At 58.8% G+C, this 27,000-nt stretch carries 7 protein-coding genes and 1 tRNA gene; 1 reads left to right on the forward strand and 7 read right to left on the reverse strand.

Annotation, left to right across the window (positions count from 1 at the left end):
• Window positions 1-657: 657 nt before the first annotated feature.
• The 7 genes from RUI03_RS09605 to RUI03_RS09630 all read right to left on the reverse strand — a co-directional run bounded on the left by RUI03_RS09605 (window position 658) and on the right by RUI03_RS09630 (window position 26,171).
• Complete coding sequence (locus tag RUI03_RS09605; protein ID WP_317287240.1) at window positions 658-1,449, reverse strand: IclR family transcriptional regulator; 792 nt, start codon at window positions 1,447-1,449, stop codon at window positions 658-660.
• A gap of 376 nt (window positions 1,450-1,825) precedes the next feature.
• A complete protein-coding gene (locus RUI03_RS14755) occupies window positions 1,826-1,927 on the reverse strand; it encodes a LacI family DNA-binding transcriptional regulator (protein WP_410795866.1) in 102 nt (33 codons plus the stop codon).
• A gap of 129 nt (window positions 1,928-2,056) precedes the next feature.
• On the reverse strand, window positions 2,057-3,727 hold the full coding sequence (locus RUI03_RS09610) for a ShlB/FhaC/HecB family hemolysin secretion/activation protein (protein WP_317287241.1): 1,671 nt from the start codon (window positions 3,725-3,727) through the stop codon (window positions 2,057-2,059).
• Window positions 3,720-21,029, reverse strand: a complete 17,310-nt coding sequence (locus RUI03_RS09615; RefSeq protein ID WP_317287242.1) for a leukotoxin LktA family filamentous adhesin — start codon at window positions 21,027-21,029, stop codon at window positions 3,720-3,722. Before RUI03_RS09615 ends, RUI03_RS09610 begins: the two co-directional genes overlap by 8 nt.
• A 307-nt stretch (window positions 21,030-21,336) precedes the next feature.
• Window positions 21,337-24,498, reverse strand: coding sequence for a glycoside hydrolase family 2 TIM barrel-domain containing protein (locus RUI03_RS09620; RefSeq protein ID WP_317287243.1), 3,162 nt, complete (start codon window positions 24,496-24,498; stop codon window positions 21,337-21,339).
• Window positions 24,499-24,567: 69 nt separating this feature from the next.
• On the reverse strand, window positions 24,568-25,872 hold the full coding sequence (locus tag RUI03_RS09625) for an MFS transporter (protein ID WP_317287244.1): 1,305 nt from the start codon (window positions 25,870-25,872) through the stop codon (window positions 24,568-24,570).
• 214 nt (window positions 25,873-26,086) lie between these two features.
• Window positions 26,087-26,171: transfer RNA gene (locus tag RUI03_RS09630), tRNA-Leu, on the reverse strand.
• Window positions 26,172-26,288: 117 nt separating this feature from the next.
• Here RUI03_RS09630 and lipB point away from each other — a divergent pair.
• The gene (gene lipB / locus RUI03_RS09635; protein ID WP_410795939.1) at window positions 26,289-26,999 is read left to right on the forward strand and encodes a lipoyl(octanoyl) transferase LipB; all 711 of its coding nucleotides are present in this window, start codon (window positions 26,289-26,291) and stop codon (window positions 26,997-26,999) included.
• Window position 27,000: the final 1 nt, after the last annotated feature.

Below are 27,000 nucleotides of genomic sequence, written 5' to 3' on the forward strand. Positions count from 1 at the left end.
TAAAAAGCTACCGGTGTCATTTTTGCTACCGGTGTCATTCTAAATGGTAATCAGGATTTGGGGCGATTGCAATTCCCTCATCTGCGATGTGAGCGTTATCTGTGAAATAATTTTCAGCGGATAATTGCACGGTCAAGCATTTGAAAAAGCGCCGCTTTCGTGTTCGCCGAACAAAAATTGCACGTACATTTTACCCGTCTGTGGCACATCCACCACAGGGAAAGAGACAAAGGGCCAATAAAAGGCCCCAGGTCGCCCTCCTGCATCAGTTGTCGTATTCAGACAGCAGTTTCTCAAGGAACAGACCGAGAGATCGGCAAGACGGTCCCGTGACGGGTCTTGTCCGGGAATGTCAGATCATCGGAAATGTCTTCCCAATGAATGAGGTCTTTTGACCGGGCCCCAACCATACCAACAATAGAGAAACAGATCTATTTTGTGAAACTTCGTCGCAAGAAAGGAATGTTGACAAGCAACATTGATGTGGGCGGCAATGTCCGATGATTTTGCGGAGCGTGGTGCACAACAGCTGCGCCGCACACCGCCAAGGTGCGTACAACCCTCCCGACTGACGCGTTTGTCGTCTGTCGGAACGACGCCTGCTGAGCTAATCGTCGCTGATTCTCAGCAGGCGCTCATTTCGCCATCGTGCTGAGTTCAGGACCGGTCGGAACGCCAGCCTAGCTCCCGGCTGATGGCGGCCGTGGCATCCTTCACGATAGAGATCAATTCTCCCATCCTATCGTCCGACATGTACTGGGCAGCACTGGACACGCTTACAGCGGCAGCAATACGCCCCTCTACATCGCGGATCGGCGCCGCGACACAGCGGACGCGATCCTCATTTTCCTCAAGATCGAACGCATACCCGCCAGATACATAGCCGCGCATCCGCTCGAGCCAGACCGGCAGGCTCTTGGCGGAGCCATGTTCGCTCAATTCATAGAATTGCCGCCAGCGCTCTTCATTATCATCGAGGATCAACGCCTTGCCGAGGCCTGTGGAGGCCACCGGCTGGCGCTCGCCGACGTGACTGCTGATCACGATCCGCCGACGGCCAGGAATTTTATCGAGGTACAGAACCTCGTCATTGACAATAACCCCAAGGTGAACAGTGTCACTGGTTGCAAGCGCCAGTTCCTCGAGAAATGGCCGCGCCAGCTGCGTCATCTGCACTTGGAGCCGCGCGCAATGACCCAATTCCAATATACGTGACCCCAGACTGTAACCCTCTCGCGGCTTGAAACTCAAAAACCGCCGCTCGGTCAGCGCTGTGGCCAAACGATGTGCCGTGCTTCGAGACAGGCCGAGACGGTCCGACAACTGGTTCAAGGACAGCGGGCCATCCTGAACCATCTCGAGCACATCAAGGCCGCGAAACAGGGTCTGGGCGCCGCTGACACCCTTCTCTTCCTTGTCTTTTGAACGGTCCCGCGTTTGTTGAGACATGACAATTCCTCTTTCTGGAAATGATGCTCGATCCTAACGGCGATCCCTATCGTCCCGCAATGTGAAATATGACCGCAGATGGACGTCGTGGCGATTGCAGTTTCACAACCGCGCCGCCGTTATACGGCGTATAATGAGCTGTACCCTTTTGAATGGCTTCCCCTAGTCGCCATCCGGCCGAATTGGTTCGACTGCATCAACTGCTTTCTGCGCGGCCCACGATGGCATCATATGGAATGGACATCGTTTTCTTTGTGAGCGGCGGTTTCATCCGCCCGGCAAACAATGCGCTATCAAAACCGCAAAGCGGCAGGATCACGGATCGACACTTGGCACGGATAAATTACCAGCTCACATACTGCGGGACGACATGTGGTCAGTATGTCGCGCCGTTGAGGACGCGTGACACTGTCCTGATTGACACGCCGCACATGCGGGCAACATCGTTGATGGTGGGAGACCTGTTGATGTCCGGCATGATGATCCTGTTGGGCGGACAGCCCCCTGGCGTCCGACTTACGCGAACAAAACATCACAATAAGGCGGCCTTACTCAAGTGTCGATGGATGGGGCAGAACCCCCTTGCAAGTCCTGACCTGAGGACCAATCAGAATGCGCGCACCGTCAGGTTGACGAATGCCCTCACGTCCGACTGCTCAGGCAGGTCGCCGTCGTCAAGCGGCACGCCGACAGTACCTGAGAGCGTGACACGGCTGCCGCGCCGCCACCGCGCGCCAACACCTGCGGCGCTCAGCTGAGTGGTCGGGAAAAGCGATTCCACCTGCCCCACATCGACGAACGTAAACATATCAAGGCTGTAGGTTTCGGCACGGATCATCTCACGATCCATCTGCAGCTTCGCAAAATATCCGCTATCGCCGGCGACCGTTCCAGGATCAAAGGCGCGAACCGAATTGGCGCCACCCAACTGGAATTCCAACGTCCCTGGCAAATCCTCGTCTGCGGTGTGCTGCCACTGAAGATCGAGAGAACCGCGAACTTTCGGACTGAGTTGACGGGAAAGATAGGCGCTGCCCCGCAGAAGCGTGATATTTCGTCTGTCATCGAACAATTGCTCATCCGCCTCAGCGGTGACAACAGAGGTCCTGAACAATGCCATTGTCTTTCCCGCGACAATGTCAGCATTCAACCCCAGCTCAGCCATTGAAATCTTGGTCTCGCTGGTCTTGACACTGTCTACCGTTGTCTCCGCGGCCGTACGGCTGATGCTGAAATCTGTGCCGACGAAGCGACCGCGCCGAAATAGAAGCGGAAGACTGGTATTCACGCTGACAGTATCGGACGTCCCCTCAACCGACAGCGCCTTGAACGGCCCGTTGATCACGTCGGTCCTGCCGCGGACGTAAGACAGCCCGGAACGGGCACCGCGAAAACCGATAGGCCGATTATAGGCAATACTTCCCGATAAAGCGCCGCCAGCCCCAACGACAAATCCATTCAGCTGATCATCATCCGTCAACAGGCTATAGCGGCGACCAACGGCCCCGCCCTCAAATTCGCCTGTACTGTCAAAGCCGTTATTATCGACGAACAGATCCAGTTGATAGCGCTTTGGCTCCTGCAATTGCAGAATGATGTCGGTTGTCCCGAATGCGTCGCCCGGCTTCAGATCAGCTACGAGCTTAGCATTATTGAGGCGATTAAAGCGCAAGAGATCCGCCTCCAGAGCCGGCAGATCTACAACCTCGCCGGGAGGTGCCTTAATTCGTGCAGTGACATAATCAGCGCCATAGGTAGTGACGCCATCGACAGTCACATCTTCCACCACCCCCTCAACAAGAGAGATCTTGACCTGCCCGTCTTCAATACGCTGCGGCCGCAACATAGCCCGGGCCGTCAAATATCCTCCATCATCATAGAGACTGTTCACCTGCGCAACAATATCGTTCAGATCACTGAACGTGACAGTATTGCCGATATATGGCGCAGCAATATTCTCGAGCTGCTGAATGGTCAGAAAGACGGATGGATCGAATGTCACGGCCGTCAATTCGAAACTGACGCCGGTATCAGCAAGCGGGTAGAAATCGAACGATTGTGCGTTCGTGACGACATCGTCGATCTGAGACGTACCAGCATCCCGCGTCTCTTGCTGGCGGCGACGCATTTCCTCGTTGATCGTAGATGGGTCGGCGCCGGGAGGAAGGTCCTGAGCAGAAGCCTTTGCGGGCACCATTGCCCCGGCCAGACCGAGGATCAACAGGCCGGCCAGCTTCAGTTGATGGCGGCGCAACAGGCCGTTTTCGTTTCTACTCACTGAATGCCCCCTCATCGGCAGTTTCGATTTCCAGCCCCAGATTCACAACCGGCGCACCACCCGTGGATCTGAAGGGTCTATTTCGGGCCGATGCCGCGGCTTTCTCCTCAGGGCCTTCAGGCGCATCACGCAACCTCGACAAGACGCGGAAAGCATCGCCCCAGCTGGAGCTGCCCTGATCAATCTGCTGATTGCGGCGAACACTAATGGCCTTGATAGCATTTGGCGTTTCCTGCGTATCCAGATAGCCCGGCAGGTAGAACAGGATGAACTCATCAGTCAGTGTCGATATTCCATCCTGTACAAGAAAGAAGGACGGATCCGGACTGAACAGCTGAATATCGACGCCATTTCTCGGCTTTGGCGATGCATTGTCGAGGACCAGTCGGACATCCGGCGTGGTCAGCACAAGATCGCCGGTGACCAGACCATCTTCGATTTCAAACCTCGACCCCGTCGTCTTGATCACAGAATTTTGGACAGCGAATCTGGGGCTGACGACCCCCAGAGGGGCATCGAGATCAAGCAGCGCCGACAATGCTTCAGTATCCGGATCGAAACCGGTGAGGATCATCGACAACGGGTCAGTGGTGGCCTCGGTATGAACAATGTTAGCTTCGACCGAACTGGACCGGATGGTGACCGCTTCACCAACTTCGAGCTGATTGATATTGACGCCATTCTGGACCGCCAGAACGCCGTTCCGGAACGCCATACGGTCGCCTTCCAGGCTTCCCGTGACCGCAACGTCAGGCTCTCCGATGATTTCTCCGAATGTCAGTGTCCCATCGACATTCAGCTTGATGGCGCCGTTCATCGCGCTGATCAACGGAGCTTCCACATCACCCACACTGATGATGTAGATATCACCTTCTGCGCTCACCGCCTGTATGGCCGTGACATCGACGATGATCGGGCGATCCTGGCCAATAGAACCAATGTCGTCCTGTGCCGTCAGATAGACCAAAGCACCCGGCACTCTCGCCACCAGGTTGGTCACTTCCGGGTCGGCCGGAAGGATGCTGGTCGCCGCGCTGATATCGATGGCCCCCGCCCCACCGAACGAGCTGGTGATCGAATTGATGATCGCCTCACCTGACAGCGCGCGAAGCGTGACTGATCCGAAAGCGGACATTTCGCTGGTGGACTGCATTGAAATAGAAGCTGCATCGACGGAGATTTCGCCGCCTCCAACCAGTGCCGTATCGGGACGCATCACAAATTGCCCACCGACATTGAATTGGGCATCAGAGCCGGTGGCGACGTCATTCAGAAGGATCGTGTCCGTCGCGGACACAGCCTCCAGCGCTGCCCCCACCGTGACCGATCCAAGAATGGTCTGCCCCGCTGCGCTGAACAGCGACAGATTATCGCCGATATCAATCCAGCTATCTTCCGAAAAGACCAGCCGGTCGCCGGCAAGACTGGCGCTCCCCAGGACGCTCCTTACGAGGACTGTATTGCCGAGAGAAATGGCACCGTTATTGGCCAATAAGCCAATATCGTCATTGACGGTCAGCGATGAGGAATCCTCCAGAACGATGTCTGCGGCTTCCGCCGTCAAACTTCCGTCTGTAACGGCGACATTGACACCATTCAGAACCAACAGCGTATCGCCCGCCGTCAAGTCGGTGTCGCCAACGATCGTGACGTCGCCCTCAAGGATCGTGTCCGTGGCGGCTGTTGATGTGAATGCGCCGCCAGCCATCATCTGTCCCAGGCGGGCAAGGCCTGTCACGGCCGTCAGGTCGAGGTTGCCGAAGACGTCCAGCGTGCTGGTAGTGGCAAAATCGAGGTTGCCGCCAGTCAGCGAAGCGTTTCCTGCGGTACTCTTCACAAGGACCATATCACCAAGAGTGATATCGCCACCGTTACCCAACATGCTGATGTCAATATTGACGTTCAGCGATGAGTCCTCATCGAGAGAAATGTCTGCGGCTTCCGCCGTCAAACTTCCGCCTGTAACAGCGACATTGACACCATTCAGAACCGAAAGCGTATCGCCCGTCGTCAAGTCGGTGTCGCCAACGATCGTGACCTCGCTCTGGAGGATCGTGTCCGTGGCTGCGGTTGATGTGAGCGCGCCGCCAGCCATCACCTGTCCCAGGCGGGCAAGGCCCGTCACGGCCGTCAGGTCGAGGTTGCCGAAGACGTCTAGCGTGCTGGTAGAGGCGAAATCGAGGTCGCCGCCAGTCAGCGAAGCGTTTCCTGCGGTACTCTTCACAAGGACCATATCGCCAAGAGTGATATCGCCGCCATCAGCCACCATATCGAGGGTACCGTTGGCGACCAGCGATGATCCATCTCCCAGCGCAATGGCCGTTGTGTCGGCGCTCAACCCACCGGCTGTCACGCTCACATCTACACCATTCAGGACCGACAGCGTCTCGCCCGACGTCAGGTCAGTGTCCCCAACGATCGTGACATCGCTCTGCAGCATCGTGTCCGTGGCTGCGGTTGATGTGAACGTCCCTCCGGCCATCACCTGTCCCAGGCGGGAAAGGCCTGACGCGGCCGTTAGGTGAAGATCACCGAAAATGTCCAGTTTGCTGGTGGAGGCAAAATCGAGATTGTCGCCAGTCAGCGAGGCGTTCCCGGCACTGCTCTTCACTAGGACAGTATCACCAAAAGTGATGTCTCCGCCGCTAGTGAGCAGATCCAATTCTCCGCTGACGCTCAGTGCGGCGGCGTCCTCAATAGTGATCGCCCGGGCTTCTGCATTGAAGAGGCCGGACGTCACGTCGACGCTCTGACCCGCTTCAACAAGCAGTTGGCCGCCGGCTGAGATCACCGTGTTGCCGGAGACCTCGACACTGTTCTGAACAGTCGCATCCGTTGCCGCATCTATCGTCAGGGTACCGCCGGATAAGACGTTGCCCAGGGTGACTTCACCCAGCGTCGACAGGAAAGACAGGTCGGTCAGCGTGCGCACAATGCTTGTCACATCAAACAGCAGGTTTTCTGCCCGGAAGATTGCCGAACCCGCGGTGCTGGTCATCTCCGCTCCGGCGGTTGCAACGACATCACCTGTGCCGACACCTAGTAATAGGTCCCCTGCCGCGCTGACTTCATCAATGATGGTCAGATCACCAGCAGACACAATGTCCACCGCCCCGCTGGCCGTCACCCGGTCAATATTGAGCGCTGTCAAAGCGGACCGGATATTCACGGCACCGCCGTCCGCGATGGCGATCAGGCTCTTGTCATCATTTGACCGTATGCCGAGGGCCTGCCCCAGTACACCAATGCCGCCAGCCGATTCAAACCGTATGTCCTGTCCTTCGATATGGACATCCTCATTGTTGATGGATGAGAGGATGCTGCCTGACGGCGCGTAGAGCGCGATGTCACCATTCGTGAAAATATTGCCGACGTCGAACGATCCATTCAGATCACGAATGAAGACGCCCGACTCGGCGCCCGCCCGCGAAAGATTGCCCGACAGTGCAATTTCCAGCGGCCGCAAGGCGTCGCCAATCGCTCCGGCCGCTGCCTCAATGATGAGGTCGTTTGCTGAAACAGTTGGCGTACCTGGTGTCACGTCAGTCGCCGCTTGCACGCCGTCGCGGCCATACACCCTGGCGTCGCCGTCTGAACCGGCGATCAACTGGCCCAATGTCAGGAAGCCATTACTGCCAACAAAAATATCGCCGCCGGTCGTCGAGTTGAGACGAGCGCTCTCTACGAATAGCGGGTTGGCGGGCGAGATCACGAAACGTGTCTTGTTCGCGGAAGTGTCGAACTCAACCGTCACGTCACCCGGTGCGGCCGTCGCCAGAAGCGCGCGCGTAAAGGGGTTCAGCGATGGGGCGGTGCCGGTCGTGAACTCGACCACAATTGGCGCAAAGGCGCCGCCGACTGAGCCACCGGAGACCAGGGATACGCTGTCGGCGAAGATCGTCGAGTCAAGATCGAACACTTGCGTGCTCGGCACGCGGATCAAAGTGTCTCCGGGGTTGATACCTGCAAGAGCATCCGCGACCGCGGAGGATGGTATCTGGTTTTCAAGTTCGGAATCCGTGAAGGTGACACCGGCGATGAGCAGGAGATTGAGGTCCGACCCATCGATGATATCGGCGCTGACGGACTGCAATGATCCGTCAGGGAAGAGATCACCACCTAAGGCTTCGGACAGCGTCAGCCCCGTTCTTTCGCTCACGACCGCCCGCTGGCCAATCAGTGTACCAACGCCATCAAACTCATCGACCAGTTCAACGCCCCTGACAGTCAGCAGGACATCGCCGGACGCATCGAGAATAGACCCATCCACATTGTTCAGCGTGGCGATACCCGAAGTCAGGAAGCTGTACGCCTCATCGTACTGTGCCTGCACAAATGCCGTGATGTCACCGATCTTGCTGGCAGCATAGCTGGACAGTGCTGCGGCGTCGCCCGGTATGGCATCGCCATTGGCGGCCGCGAACTGGCCCGCAAACTGCGCAGCCTGGCTGAGCGAGAGCGATATCGTGCCATCCATCGCGACAGTGGCCCGCTCGCGAATGCGGATCATGACACCGAACTGGTTGGCGACACGATTTTCGAAGCCTAGAATATTGTCTGAGCCATCATCTGTACGCAGAAGAAGCGCGTCAATCGCCGCGTTCAGCCGTTCGACCTGGTTCTCGTCCACGTCAGCCGACGTGAAAGCGTTTGTGATATCGCCGTCCATCGCGATGAGGGTGACGGCCCCAGCGGTTGAGCGGACCTCACTCAACCGAAGCGTACCGACAGTTTCTTCAACATTGATGTCGCCATTCGCCGTCAGGGTGACCGCAGCATTTGCGGCATCAGAATCACCAAAACTGGAATCAATGCGGAATGGCGCAACGCCTGTACCTTCGATCGTACCGCCGAGGGACGTCAGATTGATATCCTGCGCTGCGATTGCCGTGGTACCGACCGACGTCTGAGTAATATCGCCCGTATTGACGAGTGACACATTGCCAGTATCCGCCTGCATACGCAGGATATCGAGCGCCGACGCGTTAGACGTCACATTGATATCACCGGTGAGCGCGGCAATGTCGGTCAAGGTGATCGTATCCTCACCGAACAGTTGAAGTCCGATTGATGACCCTGCATTGGCGCGTACAGTACCGCCGCTGGAAACGAAGGCACCGAGCAGACTACCGGCAGAGCCAATGGCGTCGGACGCAGACAGATTGGTATTGGTCGCGATTATGCGCCCATTGCCCGCCTGATTGATCGAGCCGCCGGTCGTACTGACGGTGACGGTCCCCGTCGGATTGTTCAGGGGGCCTGCGATGTTGATGTCGGCCAGTGAGGATACCGAAATCGACCCGGTCGCGTTTCCGGAGAATGAGATCGCGACAGGGTTATCCGCGCGTATCGTCTGGGTACGGCGCAGGCGATAGCTGACCGGCACAACGCTGCTGAAGATCGGCTTGCTGGAGGAGTTGAACGCATTAACGCGCCAGGAATTGCCTATCTCGCCCGACAGGGACTGGCGGAAATAGGGGTCCGAGTTGGAGACAAAGACGACGCCCTGGCCCGTCCGGGGGTCACTGTCCGCCCATACCCAATTGCTCAAGTTAAAGAGCGAGAAGCCGGGGCTGTCCGGGTCCGGGGTCGACGTAATTGTCCGCTTGAGATAGCGCTCTTCAAAATACTGGAAGGCGATCCCTTCCTTTGGCGAATAGCTGGCCGTGTTGCCTGCCACAGAGTTGGCGAGCCCCAGTGTGGTATAATCCACGCCGACCTGATCGGTCTGGTAGACCTCAATCGCCTTGCCGGCCTCCTGCACATAGAATGTCGTCAGTGCATTGCCGTTGGACTGAATCTTCGCAGTATCCGTGATCTGAATAATACCGCGCGTATCGCGCCCTGCATCAACATCATTGATCTGAATATCAAAGCCGGTCTGATTGTCGATGACCACTCGACCGCGACCATTCCGGACAATCAGTTCCCCTGCGCCCGTGGTGCTCAGAATCTGGCCATTGAGGATGATGTGTCCGCCGCCTGAGGCATTGACGTTCTCCACAATGATCTGCTGCGTATCAAGATCGTAAACGGCGGTGATTTTCTCACGCGGATCTCCACCGATCGTATCAATCAGCGAAGAAATATCGATCAGATTCGGCGGAATCGGCGCCTCGCCCGGCGCGGCCGTCGGCCGAGCACCGGGGTTGTCGATCCAGAATTGCAATGTCACCGCATCGGCAGCAGACAATTGCAGGTTCCGATCACCAGTCCGCCCACTGACGAGAGTTCCGCCAATATCAATGGATTTTGCGGAAATGCCGACGACACCCGCCACGTCAATGACACCGCCAAGATCCGATAGCCGGTTCACGAAGCGGGGATCCGACGACAGCTCGGTACGGCGGGCCATGACCGCGTCGACCTGCGACCGTGTCTTGGTAATCTGTGTATTGTCCCCAAACAGAACCGACTGGTTCATGTCGAACTGTATCGGCGCGGCAGTCATTTTGATATTGCCGCCGAATCCTGAGCGCGTGGTTGGACCGATCAAAAGCCCGTCCCTGTCAAAAACCTTCCAGTCATAAAGCGCCAGCAGCGTTGGAATATCTTCATACGTCTCACCGTCATAGAAGACGTCGATCGCCTTTCCTCGGGAGCCTAGTCGGCTATCTGTCCCGCTCGTGTTGATGGTCCCGGCAAGGAGGGCATCTGTCAGCGCGTTAGCGGACGTGAAGGCGCCGAACGGATTCGCCAGATAGTGCGTCATGAACGCCGCAAAGTCATTCTCGTCACGGAGGTTCGGGAGGCCATCGACCGTATCTTCGCCAAGCAGGAACGGGATTTGAGCCGCGTACCGGACCAGACTGCTGACATTCGGGTCATAGTTTGCGACGCCGAAATTGCTGAAGGCGTCTGTAAAATCGCGCAGGTACAGAAGGTTCTCAAGAATGATGTACTGCTCGAACCGCGCCCGAGGATCAGGGCCCAATGGAATGAGGCCATCGGGCAAAATGGCAAAATATCCGCCATTGGGTACATCAATCCGAAGATCCCCTGCCCCGACCACAGCCGTCTGCAAGAGATCACCGTTCTTCACGTCGATATCGACCAGACCGAACAGGTTGATGATATCGCCAGTGATATAAAGATCGGACGTATTGTCCGCGCCGAAGGTCGATGGACTATTGTCGATCTTCACGAGCGAGCGTGTGCCCTTGCGCCGTTCGGTCACGTTCAGCGAGCCAAATGACTGGGCCTGACCAGTCAGCCGAACCTCACCGATCGAGGCATCGTAGATATTCAGATCACCGACAATCAGATCACGGCCTGAGAAATTCGTAATCGAGATGACCGGCCCACCATTGGCGATCAGATCGCCGGTCCCGACCAATTCATCGGCGAAGATTTCGACATTGCCTGAAGCTGCCGTCACGCCGCTGATCTGGATGGCCCCGTTTACGTCGCCAGGACGCGTCAGGGTCGGCCCACCGCCACCGCCGCCATCGGAGAATGTTGGGATGCTGGTCGTCACAGTGCCTGTTGAATTGTCGGGATCGTTCGACGCACCGGTATCCCCCTGAAGGAAGCGCGACAGCTCCTGCAGAATGGCCAGTTCACCGGCGGCACTGCTGTCGCCGGCATCGATCATGGCCTGAAGCGCAGCAATACGGTCGTTCACCTCATCAAGCGGATTAAACCCATTGACCACACTGACATGGGGCCGATCCTCCAGTTCATTGGAGACGGTCACATTTCCAGCATTATCAATGTCGAACGTCCGCTCGGCCAGATGGCCCGCTTCGACGCTACCGTTGATATCGGCCTCGCCATATCCCCGTTCAGTGACACGGCCGGAGCGATCGGTCTGGGTAATGACGCCGAGCAGCAGATTGATCTTGAAGGTCGCTACACCTTCAGCAAACAGATCAATATCGCCACGACTGACATTGATGATCACATCGCGGATGCTTTCGACAAGCGCACCCGCCGCGATGTCGATATTCGCATTGTTTTCGAATGTCAGATTGGCCGATGCCGACGTGGATGCCGGGATGAGCGCTGAGTTATAGCTATCGCTCGTAACATCGATGTCTATGCTTGAAGGTGTGCCGCCAAAGCCGCTGCCCCCTGTGTTCAGCCGCACGTCACGCTCTGCACTGACTTTTGCCCCGGCACCGATATTGATGCCCTGGTTGATGACGACGTCATTGGAAACATCGCCCGCCGTGACCTTGGCATCGGTCACGCCGATCCCGGCGGAAGACTTCGCCGCGGCGCGGGCATTGACCTCTGCGCTTGGCGCCACGCCGATATAGATTCCGCCATCAGCATCAAGCAGCGCACCGGCGCCCAGATTGACCGTGTCGGTGATGGCCGCATCGAATTCCATGGACGCGGTCGGGACGGCGAGACCGCCGGAGGCCCGCTGCACCACCTGATCATCGACATTCATGCTGCTCGTCGCGTCAATAACGATGTCGCTATTGTCCGCTGTCAGATTGAACCCGTCGAGCGTTTTGATGACCGCGTTGTCGCCGATATCGACAACACTTTCCTGCTCTATGCGGACATTGCCGTCAGCAGACGCGAACGCGCCCAGGCCGCCGGCGCCACCTTTCACGCTAATCGAATCGCCATACCGGGACGTGACGGAGTTGGCCAAGATCGACAGCTGCCCGGCCTCGACCTTCAGCCCGTCGGCGATGTCGACATGGGATGAGTTCCGCAGATTGACCGAGGTAGTCGCACCGCTCTTGCCTGCCAGACCGGCAGAGGACGCATCGGCCAGCTCACGGAAATAGGACTGGTGCAGGGACTGAATATCAACATTCTTTGCACGGATGGTACCGGTACCGGCATTGCCATCCATTTCGCCGATGCGGGTCGCGGTGGTCGCCGTCGAATTGATGGTCGATTTGGTCGCCGCCCCTGCGACGACACCGCCGCTGCCGGATTCCGTTACGGCTTCATTGCGCTCCGACGTGCCCGATGTGACCTGGAATGTCGGCATGGCATAGGTTGTGCCATTGCCCGTGATCAGATCGACGAAAGTAAAGCCCGACCCGACCGACGCAACCGTCTCGCCCGATGACCGGGTATCGCTGTTCGCCGCGCCGACGGAAACGAAGCCGCCGGATTTCCCCGTGGCGTCCGCAATCTGATTTGTCCCCTTGGTCGCGCCAACCTTGATGCCCCCGATGGGCAAGGCCACGCCGTCCCCGACAAGCGCATAGACATTGGCGTTTGTTCGCGCCGTTGCCTGGCTCGCCTGTGCGCCAAGAAGAAGCCCGCCGGCCGAACCGGTCGAATAGGCTTCGCCGGTGCGTCCACTGCCCGCCATCGCTGCGGTGATGCTGACCTCTCCCATCACCATGGTCAGGTCAACATTGTTGCCCACAAAGGCCTCAACCGTTGATGGTGTGGTGGACGAACCAATATCGGCTTCGGCCAGTGAGACACCCACCGCCGCGCCACCGGCAACCGCGACGCCTCGCGCTCTGGCGTAGACGGACGGTGTCGAACTCGCATCGATATCCAGCCCATTGGCCAGGGTCAGACGCGTATCGTCTCGCACCCCCGCGCGAACAGTCGTCTGCTCGCTGGCCTGCGCAACCGTCCCCTGGACACTGATCCCGATGCCGCCTGAAGCGCCCTGCGCATCGGCCCGCGCGCCGCCAGCGGACGAGGCACTGACGCTGGCCCCAGTCATGCCAGTGATGTCGTTGATGCTATGACCAATCAGGGCGGTTGCAGAACCCTGCTTCTCCGCCCGCGCCACCACAACGCCAGCCGCACCAAGCAGGCCAACAGATACGCCCGAGGCGTCAGAATCCACATGAGTCTTATCCGCGGCGGACACGTTCAGTGCACCACCGGCGCCGCCAATCACACGGGCGCTGACATTTGCCGATACGGCGGAGGTCACTTCAGCATTGGCAACCGCGGCACCAAGCCCGACGCCGAGCCCGGCAGCACCGACAATGGCGTCGATCTCCGCCGCATCGCGTCCGTTATCTGCAGAATTGGCAGCGACGGTAATACCTCCGCTCGCGTTGATCGTGGTGCCGCTGTCGATATTCGCGCTGACGCCCGTGTCGACTGTAGTAAAACCAATCGCTGCGCCGATCCCTGCCGCACCGCCGATCGCCGCACCGCCAAGCGTACTGTGCGTGCCCGTCTTCGCATCCGATGTAACGGATACGGAGGAGACCGTGATCGAAGAGCCCGTTACGTTGGCTGCCACCAGATGGGTGTCGCTGTTCAGCGCTTCGCCATCGACATCGTAGCTGCCATTGCCAGCAACAGCGGTCTGTTCGGTTCCGGACAGGGCCGCGTTGCTGCTGGTATCTGAGGAGTCCTGTGCGGTCGTCTCCGCACTCGACAAGGTCCCGTCGACTTCGTCACTGGCCCCGGAATCGAGCTTGCCGCCCAGCTTGATCACCGCGATGGCGCCACTGATGCCCGCACTGCCACCGGCTGCCAAAGCGTAGGTATTGGTGTCAATATCCGTGATTCCGTCGGCATCGACAATCAGCGTGTTTGTTGTCACGGCGCTGTTATCAACGCTCGCATTGGTTTTCGACTTGGCCACGACAACGTTGACACTGGCACCGCCGGCACCAACGCCGCCGACGCTCGCCGACGCCGTCGACGCATCGATCGCAAAGTCATCCTTTGCGGTGACGGCCACCTGCGCATCACCGGCGGCGCCCGTCACAGTCGCATTCTCAATGCGCGCCCGCGTGTTCGTCTCACTGACGATAACCGATGCCGTGCCAGCGATGCCGACACCCCCGCCCCCTGCGCCCGACGCGCTGGTCGTGTCGACCGTCGTATCGGTCGTCGCGCCGACAGCGACATCATCCGTATTCACCGTTGTTGCGACGGCAGCCTCGGTTGAGGGATCACGCCGCCCGATCAGCGCTTCCGTCTCGCTTTCATTGACGAGGACGTTGAACGTACCCGCGGCGCCAGCGAAGCCGCCTGCCCCGACGATCAGGCTGAAACCGCCCACAAACGCGTCCATATCGGCGTTGATGGCGAGGCCGTTCGACCGCACCGTACCGCCGATCAGCTGGCTGATGGTCGTGGCGTCAAAGATGGTGACAATCCCGCCCGCGGCGACACCTCCGCCAAGGCCGCCCCCGGCGCCCGCCCCGACGTTCGCCGTCGTGTAACTGGAGGCTGCCTTGATACCAACATCATCGGCGTCGACGTTGGCTCCGCTGACCTTCGCGATCGTTTCGGTGCGATAGGTATCGGACACGCCCGCACCAGCGGCGCCCACGGCACCCGACGCCGCAACGCCAATCGAATAAGCGCCGCCATAGACATGGGTACTTGCCTTCACGTCCACATCACCGGCGCGGGCCTTTGCATCACCTTCGCTCAACGGATTGATCGTGGCGTCTGTGATCAGCGCTTTTGTTGTACCCGAGATGACGCTTACCCCGGCATTCACCGAGGCGGCCACCGTACCGCCGACCGAGACCGCCGTCGCGATGACGTCGGTTTCGCGCAAGGCCGTCGCATTCACCGACAGCCCACGGACTGTCTTGGTGTTCTCATCAAAGGTCGCACCGCTCTTGCCGCGGATGGTGACGTCGATAACGGGAATAGTGACCTGATTGAAGGTCAGCGGGTTCTGCAGCGTACCGTCACGGACGCTCATCGTCTGACCGGCGTCGAGGGCTTTGGCAGTCACACTCGTGGCGGCGCCATCAATTTCGGCTGTCGTGTCACCGTCGATAATATTGACGGCACTGGCGATCCCGATACCGCCCGTACCGCCGACAGCAGCAGCCCCCGCCAGGGCTTCGATTTCGCTGTCGACCAGCGCATCGATGCCGACATTGTTGCGCGCGATGATGACCGCGCCGCCGTCAATACGGCTCGAGACATCGGTTCCCATGACATTCACAACGACCGAACCGGCCGCACCGACGGAGCCGCCGCCCCCAAGCCCTACACCGACAGTGCGAATGACGTCGCGAGCGACCGCGCCGAGGGTAAGACTATTGAGAGTCAAATCACCGCCGTATACGGATGATGACACGGTCCCCTTGATCCGATTGACCCCGACACCAACACCGACACCGCTGCCACCAGACACCCCAAGCGCCCCTGCAATGGACTGAATCCGCGCATAGCGATCCGCCAAGACGCTGACGAAAAGGCTGCTCTCATTGTCAGCCGAGCTATCGTCCACATGGGCCGAAACGTCCGCCTTGATCAGATTGACGGTGGCGGAACCAGACAGGGCCGCGCCACCGCTGGATGCCCCGCCCGCAATGGCGACAGAGTTGATGGCTGCGCCCGGCGCAGATGTATCCGAAGGGTCCGTCGTGGTCGCGATGACTGACAGGCTGATGACGTCCTGAAGGTCAGTATCCAGAATACCAGCGTCAATGGAGCCGCCAATTTCATTGACGGCAACAGAGGCACCGATGGCGGCATTGCCCGCCGAAATTGAAATGCCGCCAGCGAGCGAATTGATCTTCGCCGTCGCGCGTGCCGTAACATCGATTGTTGGTGCCCCGACGACTGTCTGATTGGCACCTGAATCAGCGCTGTCGCCGATTTGGGCGACCGTGTCGTCGTCGATCATATTGACGGTCAGTGAGCCGGTGAAGGCCCCACTGCTCGTTCCCGACGCGGTCGCGATCGAAAGCGACAAGATCTCACTCTCATTGTCAGCCGTCACATCGACGCGATTACCCGCGCGCACCTCGGTCGTGTCGCCGTCGATGACCGCTATTCTGTCGCTATCAATATCGTTGATGGCAATGGCGAAGCCTGCGGAGGTCTTGCCGACCGAAACGGCCCCGGCGAGGGCAAAGGCTCGCGCGCCGGTCCCGAAGGAATCCGGCGTGTCGCCCGCGCTATCGAAAGCCAGATCGCTGGTGCTGACATTATACTGATTATTCTCGCGTCCGGCCGTCCTGTTCCCTTCGATGATCGCGTCGAACGCTGCGATCTCGCCGCCGCCGGAAGCGACGGACAGGTCGTCATCAACCGTAATGACCGACCCGTCACCGATACGCGCCATGGCGTCGGCATCGATACGGTTGAAGACGATCGCGCCCGATGCAGCAAAGGATTGGGTTGTCGCTGATCCCACCACCGCAACACCAATCGTCTGGGCCGCGTTGATCGCTGCGACGCGCACGTCGTTATAATCCGTAACCGCACTGTTCAGAATGCCTGCAAAAGCGGCAAGGCCCTTGCCGTCAGCAGGATCGTCAATTCGGTTGTCAACCTCGGCATAGGTCAAGCCACCAGCAGCCGATGCCCGACCGCCATAGGCCACGCTTCCCGCGCCGATCCCGATGGTGTTCCGGTTATAGGCGTTCACGTCGACGGTATCATCCCGCGCGGCGTTGTCCGTGAGTGTTAGACTGGAATCGACAATTCGGGCGTCCGATGAATCAGCGACGCGGGCAATGGAGAACGAGCCTGCGACGGCAGCGGATGTGGACGAGCTTCCCGTCTCAGCCGACAGACCAAGAGCGGCGCCTACTTTGAGTCCGCCAGTCAGGGCCTGAACGTCGACGTCGTTCACATCGACGACAGTCGCGCCATCGATCAGGGCGTCGTTACGGTTCTCACTGACTTGGTAGGCGACGGCACCAGCGATCGCCCCGCTCGCGCTGCTCCCCGATGAAGATGAGAGCGCCGCTGCGCCTGAAAGACTGATCTGATCGGTGTCGGTCACCGCTTCGACCAGCATTGCGGCCGGGCCCGCGCTGGTCACACCGGCAATATTGGCGTCTTCAACAAAGGCGAGCGTGACGAGTTCGTTCAGGCTGACCGAAGCCGAGCCGGAGATCGCAAAACCGAATTTTGGTTGCTGCGAACCAGCGCCGCCGCCCGGCGCGGCACTTGGGCCGCCACTCTGGTCCGTCAGTGTACCTGTTGAATTCTCAAGAATACTCGTGGCGTCACTGTCATCGGATGCGTTGTTGCTGTCCACGCTCTGGCGCGAGCGTTCATCAGTACCACCCAGATCGTCTATCAAGCCGGTCGTATCGTCGGACGAGCTCGAATTCTGCTCCATGCTCAGCCGGTCGTCATTAGCGGTGCCTGAACGGGAAGATTTGCTGCCAGCCACGGCAAGAGTGCCGGACTCGCCTGCCGTGCGGGCACGCACGCGCAGGTTGGAGGTAATGACCTTGTTGTTGGGCAGGTCATTGTTGCCAGGGTATGGCCCATTCGGGGCCGCTGGTGTGCCCGGGTCAAGATCGTAGGCGGTGTTGTCGCCGATAAAGGCCTGAGTGTCGGCAGCGATAATATTGACCGCCCCGGCAATGCCAATCGCGGTTCCTTCGGCGGTCGATTTTGCAGCCGCGACGCTCCAGACCGTCAGGTCCTGCGTGGCGTCGATATTCACCGCACCCGCCTCGACCCGCGCCAGATTGCTGAGCGATGCGATGGTGGTGTTTTCAATATTGATGACATTGATCAGGCCGACGCCTGTGACGCCACTGCCCTCAGCTGAAGTCGGGGTCAGCCCGATGATGAAATTGCGGGCATCGGCAGAAATGCTCAGTCCACGGTCGGCAGTGATGACAACACCATCAGCGACGCCGGCAATGGTGGTGGCCTCCTGCTGCACGACATTGACCGAACCACCAATGGCATTACCGTCCGAGGACAGCGACGCGCCCGTGAAATTGACGGCACCCGATACGTGGACGCCTTCGGTCGTCGACCTCGCCGTGATGATGACGTCTGCCTGATCCTCGCTCGAAGCGGGATCCCACCACGCCACGGACCGCGGCGTGACGCCGCCTTCGCCATCGTCAAGCGCCGCCAGGTCCGTTGAAAACCCAGCACCGGCGACTGAATCGGACGCGGTGATCCGGGCCCCGCTATCAATCCATGCGCGCGTATCCTGTGTGATTTCGGTGTACGCGACGTTGCCGGCAACTGCCGTATCACTGGACCCGTCCGACGCGCTGGCCGAAGCTGCGGCATAGGAAGTGAAGAGATCTTCAGCCAGACCAAAATCTGCCGCCTGCAGACGTTCGCTCAGATCCTCGAGATAGGTGTAGATGCCTTCAATACTGCCTTCCGGCGTCAGACTGTCGATCAGCGTAAAGCCGAATTTCTTTTCACTGACCGCACCGACGCCAACACGTTTGGCTGTAATATCCACCTTTTCGCCAATTTCCGACGCGGTAGTGTAGTCATAAAAACCAAGTGCAATAGCTGCCGTCAGGACAACCGAACTGCCACCGCCATCCTCGCTTTCCGCGCTGCCTTCGGTGACAGCGAAATTGCGGATCAGATCGTCACGCGTCTCGGAATAGATCGCAACATCATCGGCGAAAATCATCGGTGCGTTTGACGGCACGGCTGTGATGCTGCCCGCATCGGTGCCATTGGCGGCCGATGCATAAAGACCACCCTCAACAACCGCTTGAGCATTCTGCGACGAGAAATTCAGCGCGGTTGTCGCGCCGACCTTCAGCTTCGTTCCCCCGACGCCGTCCAGTTGCGCCCCGGCGCTGTCACTCTGCCCGGCTGCACGATCGGACATGGCCGCAATCTCGCTGGAGAGCGCTTCTTCCTGAGCGTCATTGTTGACGTTGTCCTCAACGCTCGGCGCGCTGGTCGTCGTGGATGAAGCGGAGGTTCGATTCTCCGTCGTGACGGAGGTGGATTCGACGGTCACGGATTCGATATTGGCGCCGCTCGAGCCGACATCGGCCCCGAGAAATGCAAGAGTATCACTGGAGGTGTCCGCGAAGGCGAAAGCAATGGCAGCTGTTCCGTCATCCCCCGTTTCAGCTTCAGCCGACGTGCTGAAACTGTTCTGGTTGAGGGCCGTCAGGGTCAGATTGTCCGCCGTCAGACTGACGCCGCTTTCGACGGCCACGACCGCATCGACATCGGCGAACGTGAACGCGGCGGTGATTGGGATGTCGGCACCGGCCGATGAGGCGTTGTTGTCGACCATCGTCAGGTTGCGGGCGGACAGCGACAGATCGTCCGCTGCGTCCAGAGAGGCACCTGATTTGATAACCACCTCCGCGCTGGCCACGGCATCGGCCACACTGACGCCGACAGAGACTGTCAGGTCATCTGTACTTGATGCCGTCTCCGAGATCGCATTCACTTCCGTTGACGCGGAAATATCGATGTCAGCATCCGAGCGGATATCGGCGTTTGCGCCGACCACGATATCTGCCGTCGCTTGTGCCTTCACGACACCTGCGGCAAAGGGATATTCGCCTGAATCCGTTGCCGGAAACAGATTCGATTGCATCGCGTCCTGATCGAAGATGGCGCTGGATTTGGACGTGGCCGTTATCTTGACCCCGTCCGCCCAGATTGAACCGTCGACGGAGACTATTGTTTCGGCAGTGGGCGCCAGGGCATCGACCAGCTCGGTCGCGTTGCCGCCAAAACTGGCCTCATCTGCGGCGATGATCTCAATCGCACCATTTCGCTCGACGAGGGCCGTGCCCAATTGCATGTCCGCAACGTTGACGACGGCAGGGAACAGCGCGTCATTCAGGGCGTAGCTGCCAGCCTTGACAATCCCGCCGTCAAAAATGGCGACCTCTGGCGCCGCCAGAATGACCCCTGCCGGCGCATTGATCTGGCCTGACACCTGTATAAGTCCGGAAGAACTTAAAGGCACCGATCCCATGGCGATGCTGGCAACATCTGCGTCAAGAATACTGCCCGGCGTCCCGAAAGCGCTGTCGAGATACGTCCCCTTTGGCGTGACCAAGGTCAGCGCACCAACATTGAGAAGCCCATTTGCACCAACGATGACGCCATCAGGGCTGGCGAAAATCACGTGCCCGCCGACCTCACCCGCACCGTCCTTCAACAGGCTGGTCAGTGTACCATCAATAAACACGCGATTATTGCGGACAATGTTGAGAAGTGTCGTGGCATTCCCGGGCAGGAACAGATTGGCCTCGTCACCATTGGCGAGCGTAAAATCCATAAAGCGGTTGAACGCGGTCGTACCGGCAGCATTCAGCTCAGATGTCGTGATCGTGAAAGAGCCGGGCGTGGATTCGGTCACGAGCGTTGAACTGCCGGACGCAGTGATGGTGGACGAACCGGGCGGTATGACGGTGGCAGTCAGAGCTGACGTGTACAGATTGGACACGACGGGCAGTTCGGACCTTCCGGCGGCAGTCGTCGGTGCGCGGGGTGGCACCGTGGGTTTGCTGGCCGGCCGGGTCGTTTCGGGCGAGACAGCGGTGGGATTATCCTGTGCAAAGGCGCTCACAACGCTCAGTGAACCGATAATCGACAGCGCCGCTGTTGAGACGAGGAATTGATTGCGTAGCGAGCCCTCGCTACGAGACTCGCGCTTCTGCCGAATTATCATGATTGCCCCCGCTGACAGCCGAGGCTGCCCGTCCCCTTTTATAGGAGCCACGAGCATCCGCCCTGATGCGCGCCTCCCTCTTCCCGTTGGTACGCTCAGGTAAGCATTTGCGTCAGCACTAAGCAATAGCAGGCACAGTCAGCGCACTGCACATGATTTTCACTTGGACAGCAGGCGGACAATTGTTCAGCAATAAGAGCTTGCTACGCAGCTAAAGAATTGCAGATCGTGCAACACTCAAAGCGCGATGCACGACCGCCGCTGTCCATCGGTCACACCTTTGTAGTGACCGATGGACAGGTCACCCTTATGGCGCCGCCCGGATCTGGCGCGCTTCATTCGCCAGATCACTGGAAGCCGAAACAGGCTTGATCGCAAAATCATACCGGTACGACGACAGAGGCAATCTGTAGTTTTCCAAAGGCCAAAAACCCCAAGAATTATCACCACCCAGCCCCATCTGGGCCAGATCAATGTTCAGAGTGACAATATCACCTGGGGTCAGGTCAGCACCGTGACCGCGACCAGCCTCACGCTCGAAAAGATCGGCATACGGAAACGGCAGCGCTGTAATGCTCAGCAGTGGCTCACCCGCGATCATGACCCCTTGCTCATCGCCTGTGACCGCGAGCCACCTGACATCTACCTTGTTGCCCGTTTCCTGCGGCCTCGAATAATCGTGAAACTGTTCCGCGACGGTTGACCGATAAAGGCCGACAGCCGCGCCAGACTTCCGGTCGGCATAGGAAGAATGCGGCCCGCGACCATACCAGGACAACGCCCCCAGATCGCCTCGCAACGCCGTGGTCATGCCGATACGATAGAACTCCGGCAGGCTGTCATCCACCGGCATGACTTCATGACTGACCCGAACAGATCCTTCTGCGTCAATGTGATACTGAGTGTTGGTCGTCAGTCGTCCATCACCATAGTCTGCACGCGTCTCAACAAGGACCGAACCGTCGGTCTGTTTTTCCGCCGACATCGCCGTGACCTGACGGGTACGATCGATATCCTTCCAGACACCAAGTGTCTGCGGAATGCGGGCGCCGCGATCATTGTCGGTGGGTGCGCGCCAGAAATTTGGCTGCAAGGGTGCAACCAACAGCTCTTCTCCATCTGCCACATAACTCGACATCAGCGCGGTTTCGGCAGCAAATGATATGGCAAATTTCTCTCCGCTAACGGTGGTGGCATCGGTCGTTTGCACCACGTCCACTGAACCCGTGACGGCGCTCGATGCCAGTGGCGACAGGATGCCGAGCGGGAACTGCTCCCAGGCGACGACCGTGCCCTCGTCTATCATGGGCTGGTACTGATCGGTCGCGCGCGCCTCGACCATCAGCATATATTCTGCCCCCGGAACAGGATCGATTGAAGGCCATGCCAGCGTGACATCCTTGCTCTGACCAGCCGCGATTGGCGGTATTTTCAAGGCCGTCTCGGAGACAGGCTCACCATCAGCCTCAATCCTTAACCCGAACGCCAAGGCGTCCAGCCCAATGAAGTCATGGCGGTTCTTGATGCTGAGCATCCGGCTTTCCGCATTGAAATCAAAGCTGACCGGCTGCATCACCTTTTTCGCCTCATAGGCATGGGGGTTCAGCGTTCTGTCAGGCTGGATGATTCCGTTCGCCAGGAAATTGCCGTCGCTGCGGCCTTCATCGTAATCGCCGCCATACGCCCAATAAGGCTTTCCGTTTTCATCACTTTCGACGAAGGTCTGGTCTACCCAATCCCAGATGAACCCGCCTTGCGCCATCGGCTCAGCCCAGATCAGGTCCCAATATTCCTTGAACCCGCCAAGGCTGTTGCCCATCGCATGGGCATACTCGATGAGGACGATCGCCTTTTCCGGATCATTATCTACATAATCCTGCATTTCCGCGACGCGATCGTACATCGGTGTATACAGATCAACAAAATCGTGGGGATTGTGCCCATCGATCTGGCCAGTGCCCTCATAGGCAATCGCACGAGAGGGATCATACTGGCGGATCCACGCAGCAGCGTCTTCGAAAGCAGGTCCCAGACCAGCCTCATTCCCGAGCGACCAGACGATCACCGACGGATGGTTCTTGTCACGCTCCACCATGCGCTGGACCCGCTGCTGGTGGCTGTCATAGAAATACGACTTGGTGCCGAGCCACTCGGCGGGATCGTCCATATAGCCATGCGATTCGATATTGGCTTCATCGACAATGTAAATGCCCACCTCGTCCGCAATCTCGTACCAGCGCGGATCGTTGGGATAGTGTGACGTGCGCACCGCGTTGAAATTGAGTTGCTTGAGAAGTGCGGCGTCCTCGCGCATGACGTCTTCAGACACCACCCGGCCAGTATACTGATCATGTTCGTGGCGATTGACGCCGCGCACCATGATGTCACGACCGTTGACCTGCAGCCGGCCATCAACCATCTGCACTGTGCGGAAGCCGATTTTCTGATGCACGGCTTCTAAGGTCGCGCCCTCGGCATCTTTCAGCTCAAGCAGCAGATCATAGAGCTTTGGCGTTTCTGCCGTCCACGGATCGACGCGCCGGATGTTTTTCTCGAACGATACCTGACCGTTCTCGGACACGGATGACGACCCTTTTGCCAGAACCTTGCCGTCAGACATTACCTTATAGGTGACGGAATGGTCGGGCTTTGCACCACGAACGTCTAGCTCAAGAGACAATCGTCCGGACCGGCCGTCGAAACCCGGCTTCGCAAAGAAATCGTAGATATGTGTCGACGGTTGCGCGATCAGTTCGACGGACCGTTCGATGCCGGACAATGACCAGAAGTCCTGGTCTTCAAGATAGCTTCCGCTCGTCCACTGCATGACCTTGACGGCGAGAACATTCTCTCCGGGCTTTACATAGGGCGTGACGTCAAATTCAGCGGGCAGTTTGGAATCTTCTGAATACCCGACTTTTTTTCCGTTCACCCAGACATAACCGCCGGAATTGATGGCGCCAAATCGCAGGTAGATGCGACGGCCGTCCCAGCTGTCGGGGATGGTAAAAGTCCGCCGGTAAGCGCCAGTCGGATTGTCCGTGACCGGCACGTTCGGCTCATCGGCGGGAAACACATAGTCGATGTTGACGTATCGCGGCTTTGAATATCCCGCCAGTTCCCAGTTTCCCGGCACGGCGATCTTGTCCCACCCAGTGTCGTCATAGCCCGTCGCCCAGAAATCCGCCGGTACCTCGTCAGGCCGACTGGCAAAGGCGAATGACCACTGACCGTCGAGCGATTGCACGTAGGATGACGCGCTTTCCCGGCCGGACAGGGCAAGTTCTGCTGTTTCTGCAGGCGTGAAAAAGGCGCGCGCCGGTTCGCGATTGACCTCGACGATTTCCGGGTCCTGCCACTCTTCCAGCGTTTGGGGCGCGGCTTCCTGCGCCCTGCTTGGAAAGCTCAATGGAAGGAAAAGGCTGAGCGCTAGTAACATGCCGCGCGTCCCCATGCTTCTATTGGACATATTTGGCAGTCTCCCTGAACATCCTTGTTTTCAGGACCATAGCCGAGGCATGGCGGGTTGGCGACCGCTTTACGGTGCCTGCCCTGATGCCTCTGGAAGCCGCTGTTCTTCAATCGCTTCAAATCGATCTGCCCGCGCCAGGGACGGAAACCGCCAGGCCCATATTCCGCTGGCGGCAACCGCGACGCCGCCGCCAAACAGGACCGCGCCCACGGGCCCGAGCAGGCCTGCCGCCACCCCACTTTCGAACTCGCCAAGCTCATTGGAGCCGGAAACGAAAATGAAGGATACCGAGCTGACCCGTCCTTTCAATTCGTCCGGGGTCGACAACTGGACCAGTGACTGACGGATATACATGGAGATCATGTCGACAGCGCCGTATACGACAAGCGCCCCCATGGAGAGCCAGAAGCTGCGCGACAGTCCGAACACCAGGACGGATACGCCGAAGATGAAGACGGAGCCGAACATCCACAGACCAATGCGACGCTCAATCGGCCGTATCGACATCATGATCGCGATGGCCGCTGCGCCGACCGCTGGGGCCGCCCGAAGAAAGCCAAAACCTTCTTCACCGACATGCAGAATATCACGCGCGAAGACCGGCAAAAGCGCAATCGAGCCGGCGAAGAAGACGACCATGAAATCAAGGGTGATAGCGCCAAGAACCACCTTGTTATGAAGTATGTAGCCCAGACCTTCGCGGACCATCTTGAACGGACTGGGATGAATGCGCGGCTCCGGCGCCGGCGCTTCGATCCGCCAGATGAAGAATGTTGCGACAGCGCTCATCAGCAGGCTGATGGAATAGACATAGCTCTCCCCTGACACAAGCAGAAAACCCGCAACGGCGGGGCCCAGAATCGTGGCCAGCTGAGAGCCGATTGAGTTCCACACCACGGCCTTGGGCAGCAGTTTTCTTGGCACCAATGTTGGATAAAGCGCATTGGCCGCAGCCGGCACAAACGCATTGACCATGCCGAATGTGATGGCGGCGCCGAACAGCGTGAACAGAACACCATCACGGGGCATCAGGACGGTCAGGACCAGGGCCAGAATGACCGCCATGCGGATAGACTGGCAGATAACCAGAATCTTCCGCCGGTCGAGGCGATCTGCTGCCTGCCCCCCAAACAGCGACAGGATCAGAATGGGAAAAAACTGCGCCAACCCGATAAGGCCGATCAGAAAGGCGGCCCGGGGCTCGCTCCATCCCAGACCGCCAGCCGACGGATCCTGCCGCGCCAGATCGTAGATCTGCCATGCAATGGTGACGGTCACCATCTGCCGGGCGCCGGAAATCAGCTGCCGGGCGATCCAGAAGCGGCGGTAATTGTCGTGGCGAAGGACGGAATCATCGGGAAGCTGAAACAAAGGACACTTTCAGGTAGCAATGATGGGGCGGGCCATTTCGTGATGAGGAACGGCCGTGCTGCTTCCCTATGCCGTCGAACGCTCAATGCCAAGGCGGCCGGCCCGGACACGACCGCAGCCGGACCCTCTTGGTGCAGATTGATGGAAGGGAACTGCCAGAGCCAAAAAATGCATCACAGCACGACAAACGGCGAATGCACTGGCTCAGGGAGGATGGTGCGGTCGAGAAGACTCGAACTTCCACGGGTTGCCCCACAGCGACCTCAACGCTGCGCGTCTACCAATTCCGCCACGACCGCACATCGTGAGGTAGGAACGGCCGGAGCCGCCCAAGAACGGGGCCTATATCAAAGGAATTCGCCGGTGTGAAGCGGGAATTCTGGGCAAACGCAAACTATTCGCCTATCCCCCTGACCATGACCGACCCGATGATTGCCCATGCCCGCCCCAACTGGCACCCCGACCCTGTGGACTGGGTCGTTGAGCGCGGCCCCGTAGACTATGACAACGCGATCGCCGCGATGGAAAGCCACGTGGATGCCATGATCCGTGGTAAAGCCGACGAGCGCGTCTGGCTCCTCGAGCATCCTCCCCTTTACACCGCCGGGACGACAGCAAAGCCCCAAGACCTGAGAGATCCAGGGCGGTTCCCCGTCCATCCGACAAAGCGGGGTGGCCAGTACACCTATCACGGGCCGGGCCAGCGGGTGGCCTATGTGATGCTGGACCTCAAAAAGCGCCGACAGGACGTCCGCGCCTATGTGAACGATCTCGAGTCCTGGATCATCGGTACACTGGACACTTTCGGGGTCAGGGGCGAAATCCGTCCGGGCCGGGTTGGCGTCTGGGTCGACAGGTCGGGCCCGGGCCGGGTGCGCGAGGACAAGATTGCCGCCATCGGCGTGCGGATCCGGCGCTGGGTCACGTTTCATGGCATTGCCCTGAATGTAGAGCCGGATCTCGACCACTTCACCGGGATCACCCCCTGCGGGATTGCCGAGCCCGGTCTTGGCGTGACAAGCCTTGTCGATCTTGGCCGTCCCATCACTATGGATGACGTGGACAATGCGCTCGAAGACAGCTTCAACGCGGTGTTCGGGCCCATCCGACATCACCGACAGGATTAAT

It is taken from the genome of Parvularcula sp. LCG005 (genome assembly GCF_032930845.1).
Classification (GTDB): domain Bacteria; phylum Pseudomonadota; class Alphaproteobacteria; order Caulobacterales; family Parvularculaceae; genus Parvularcula.

Bases quoted from the DNA above. Each gene is read 5' to 3' on its own strand.
- RUI03_RS09605 (WP_317287240.1), bottom strand. From the start codon at position 1,449: ATGTCTCAACAAACGCGGGACCGTTCAAAAGACAAGGAAGAGAAGGGT.
- RUI03_RS14755 (WP_410795866.1), bottom strand. From the start codon at position 1,927: ATGCCGGACATCAACAGGTCTCCCACCATCAACGATGTTGCCCGCATG.
- RUI03_RS09615 (WP_317287242.1), bottom strand. From the start codon at position 21,029: ATGATAATTCGGCAGAAGCGCGAGTCTCGTAGCGAGGGCTCGCTACGC.
- RUI03_RS09620 (WP_317287243.1), bottom strand. From the start codon at position 24,498: ATGTCCAATAGAAGCATGGGGACGCGCGGCATGTTACTAGCGCTCAGC.
- lipB (WP_410795939.1), top strand. From the start codon at position 26,289: ATGACCGACCCGATGATTGCCCATGCCCGCCCCAACTGGCACCCCGAC.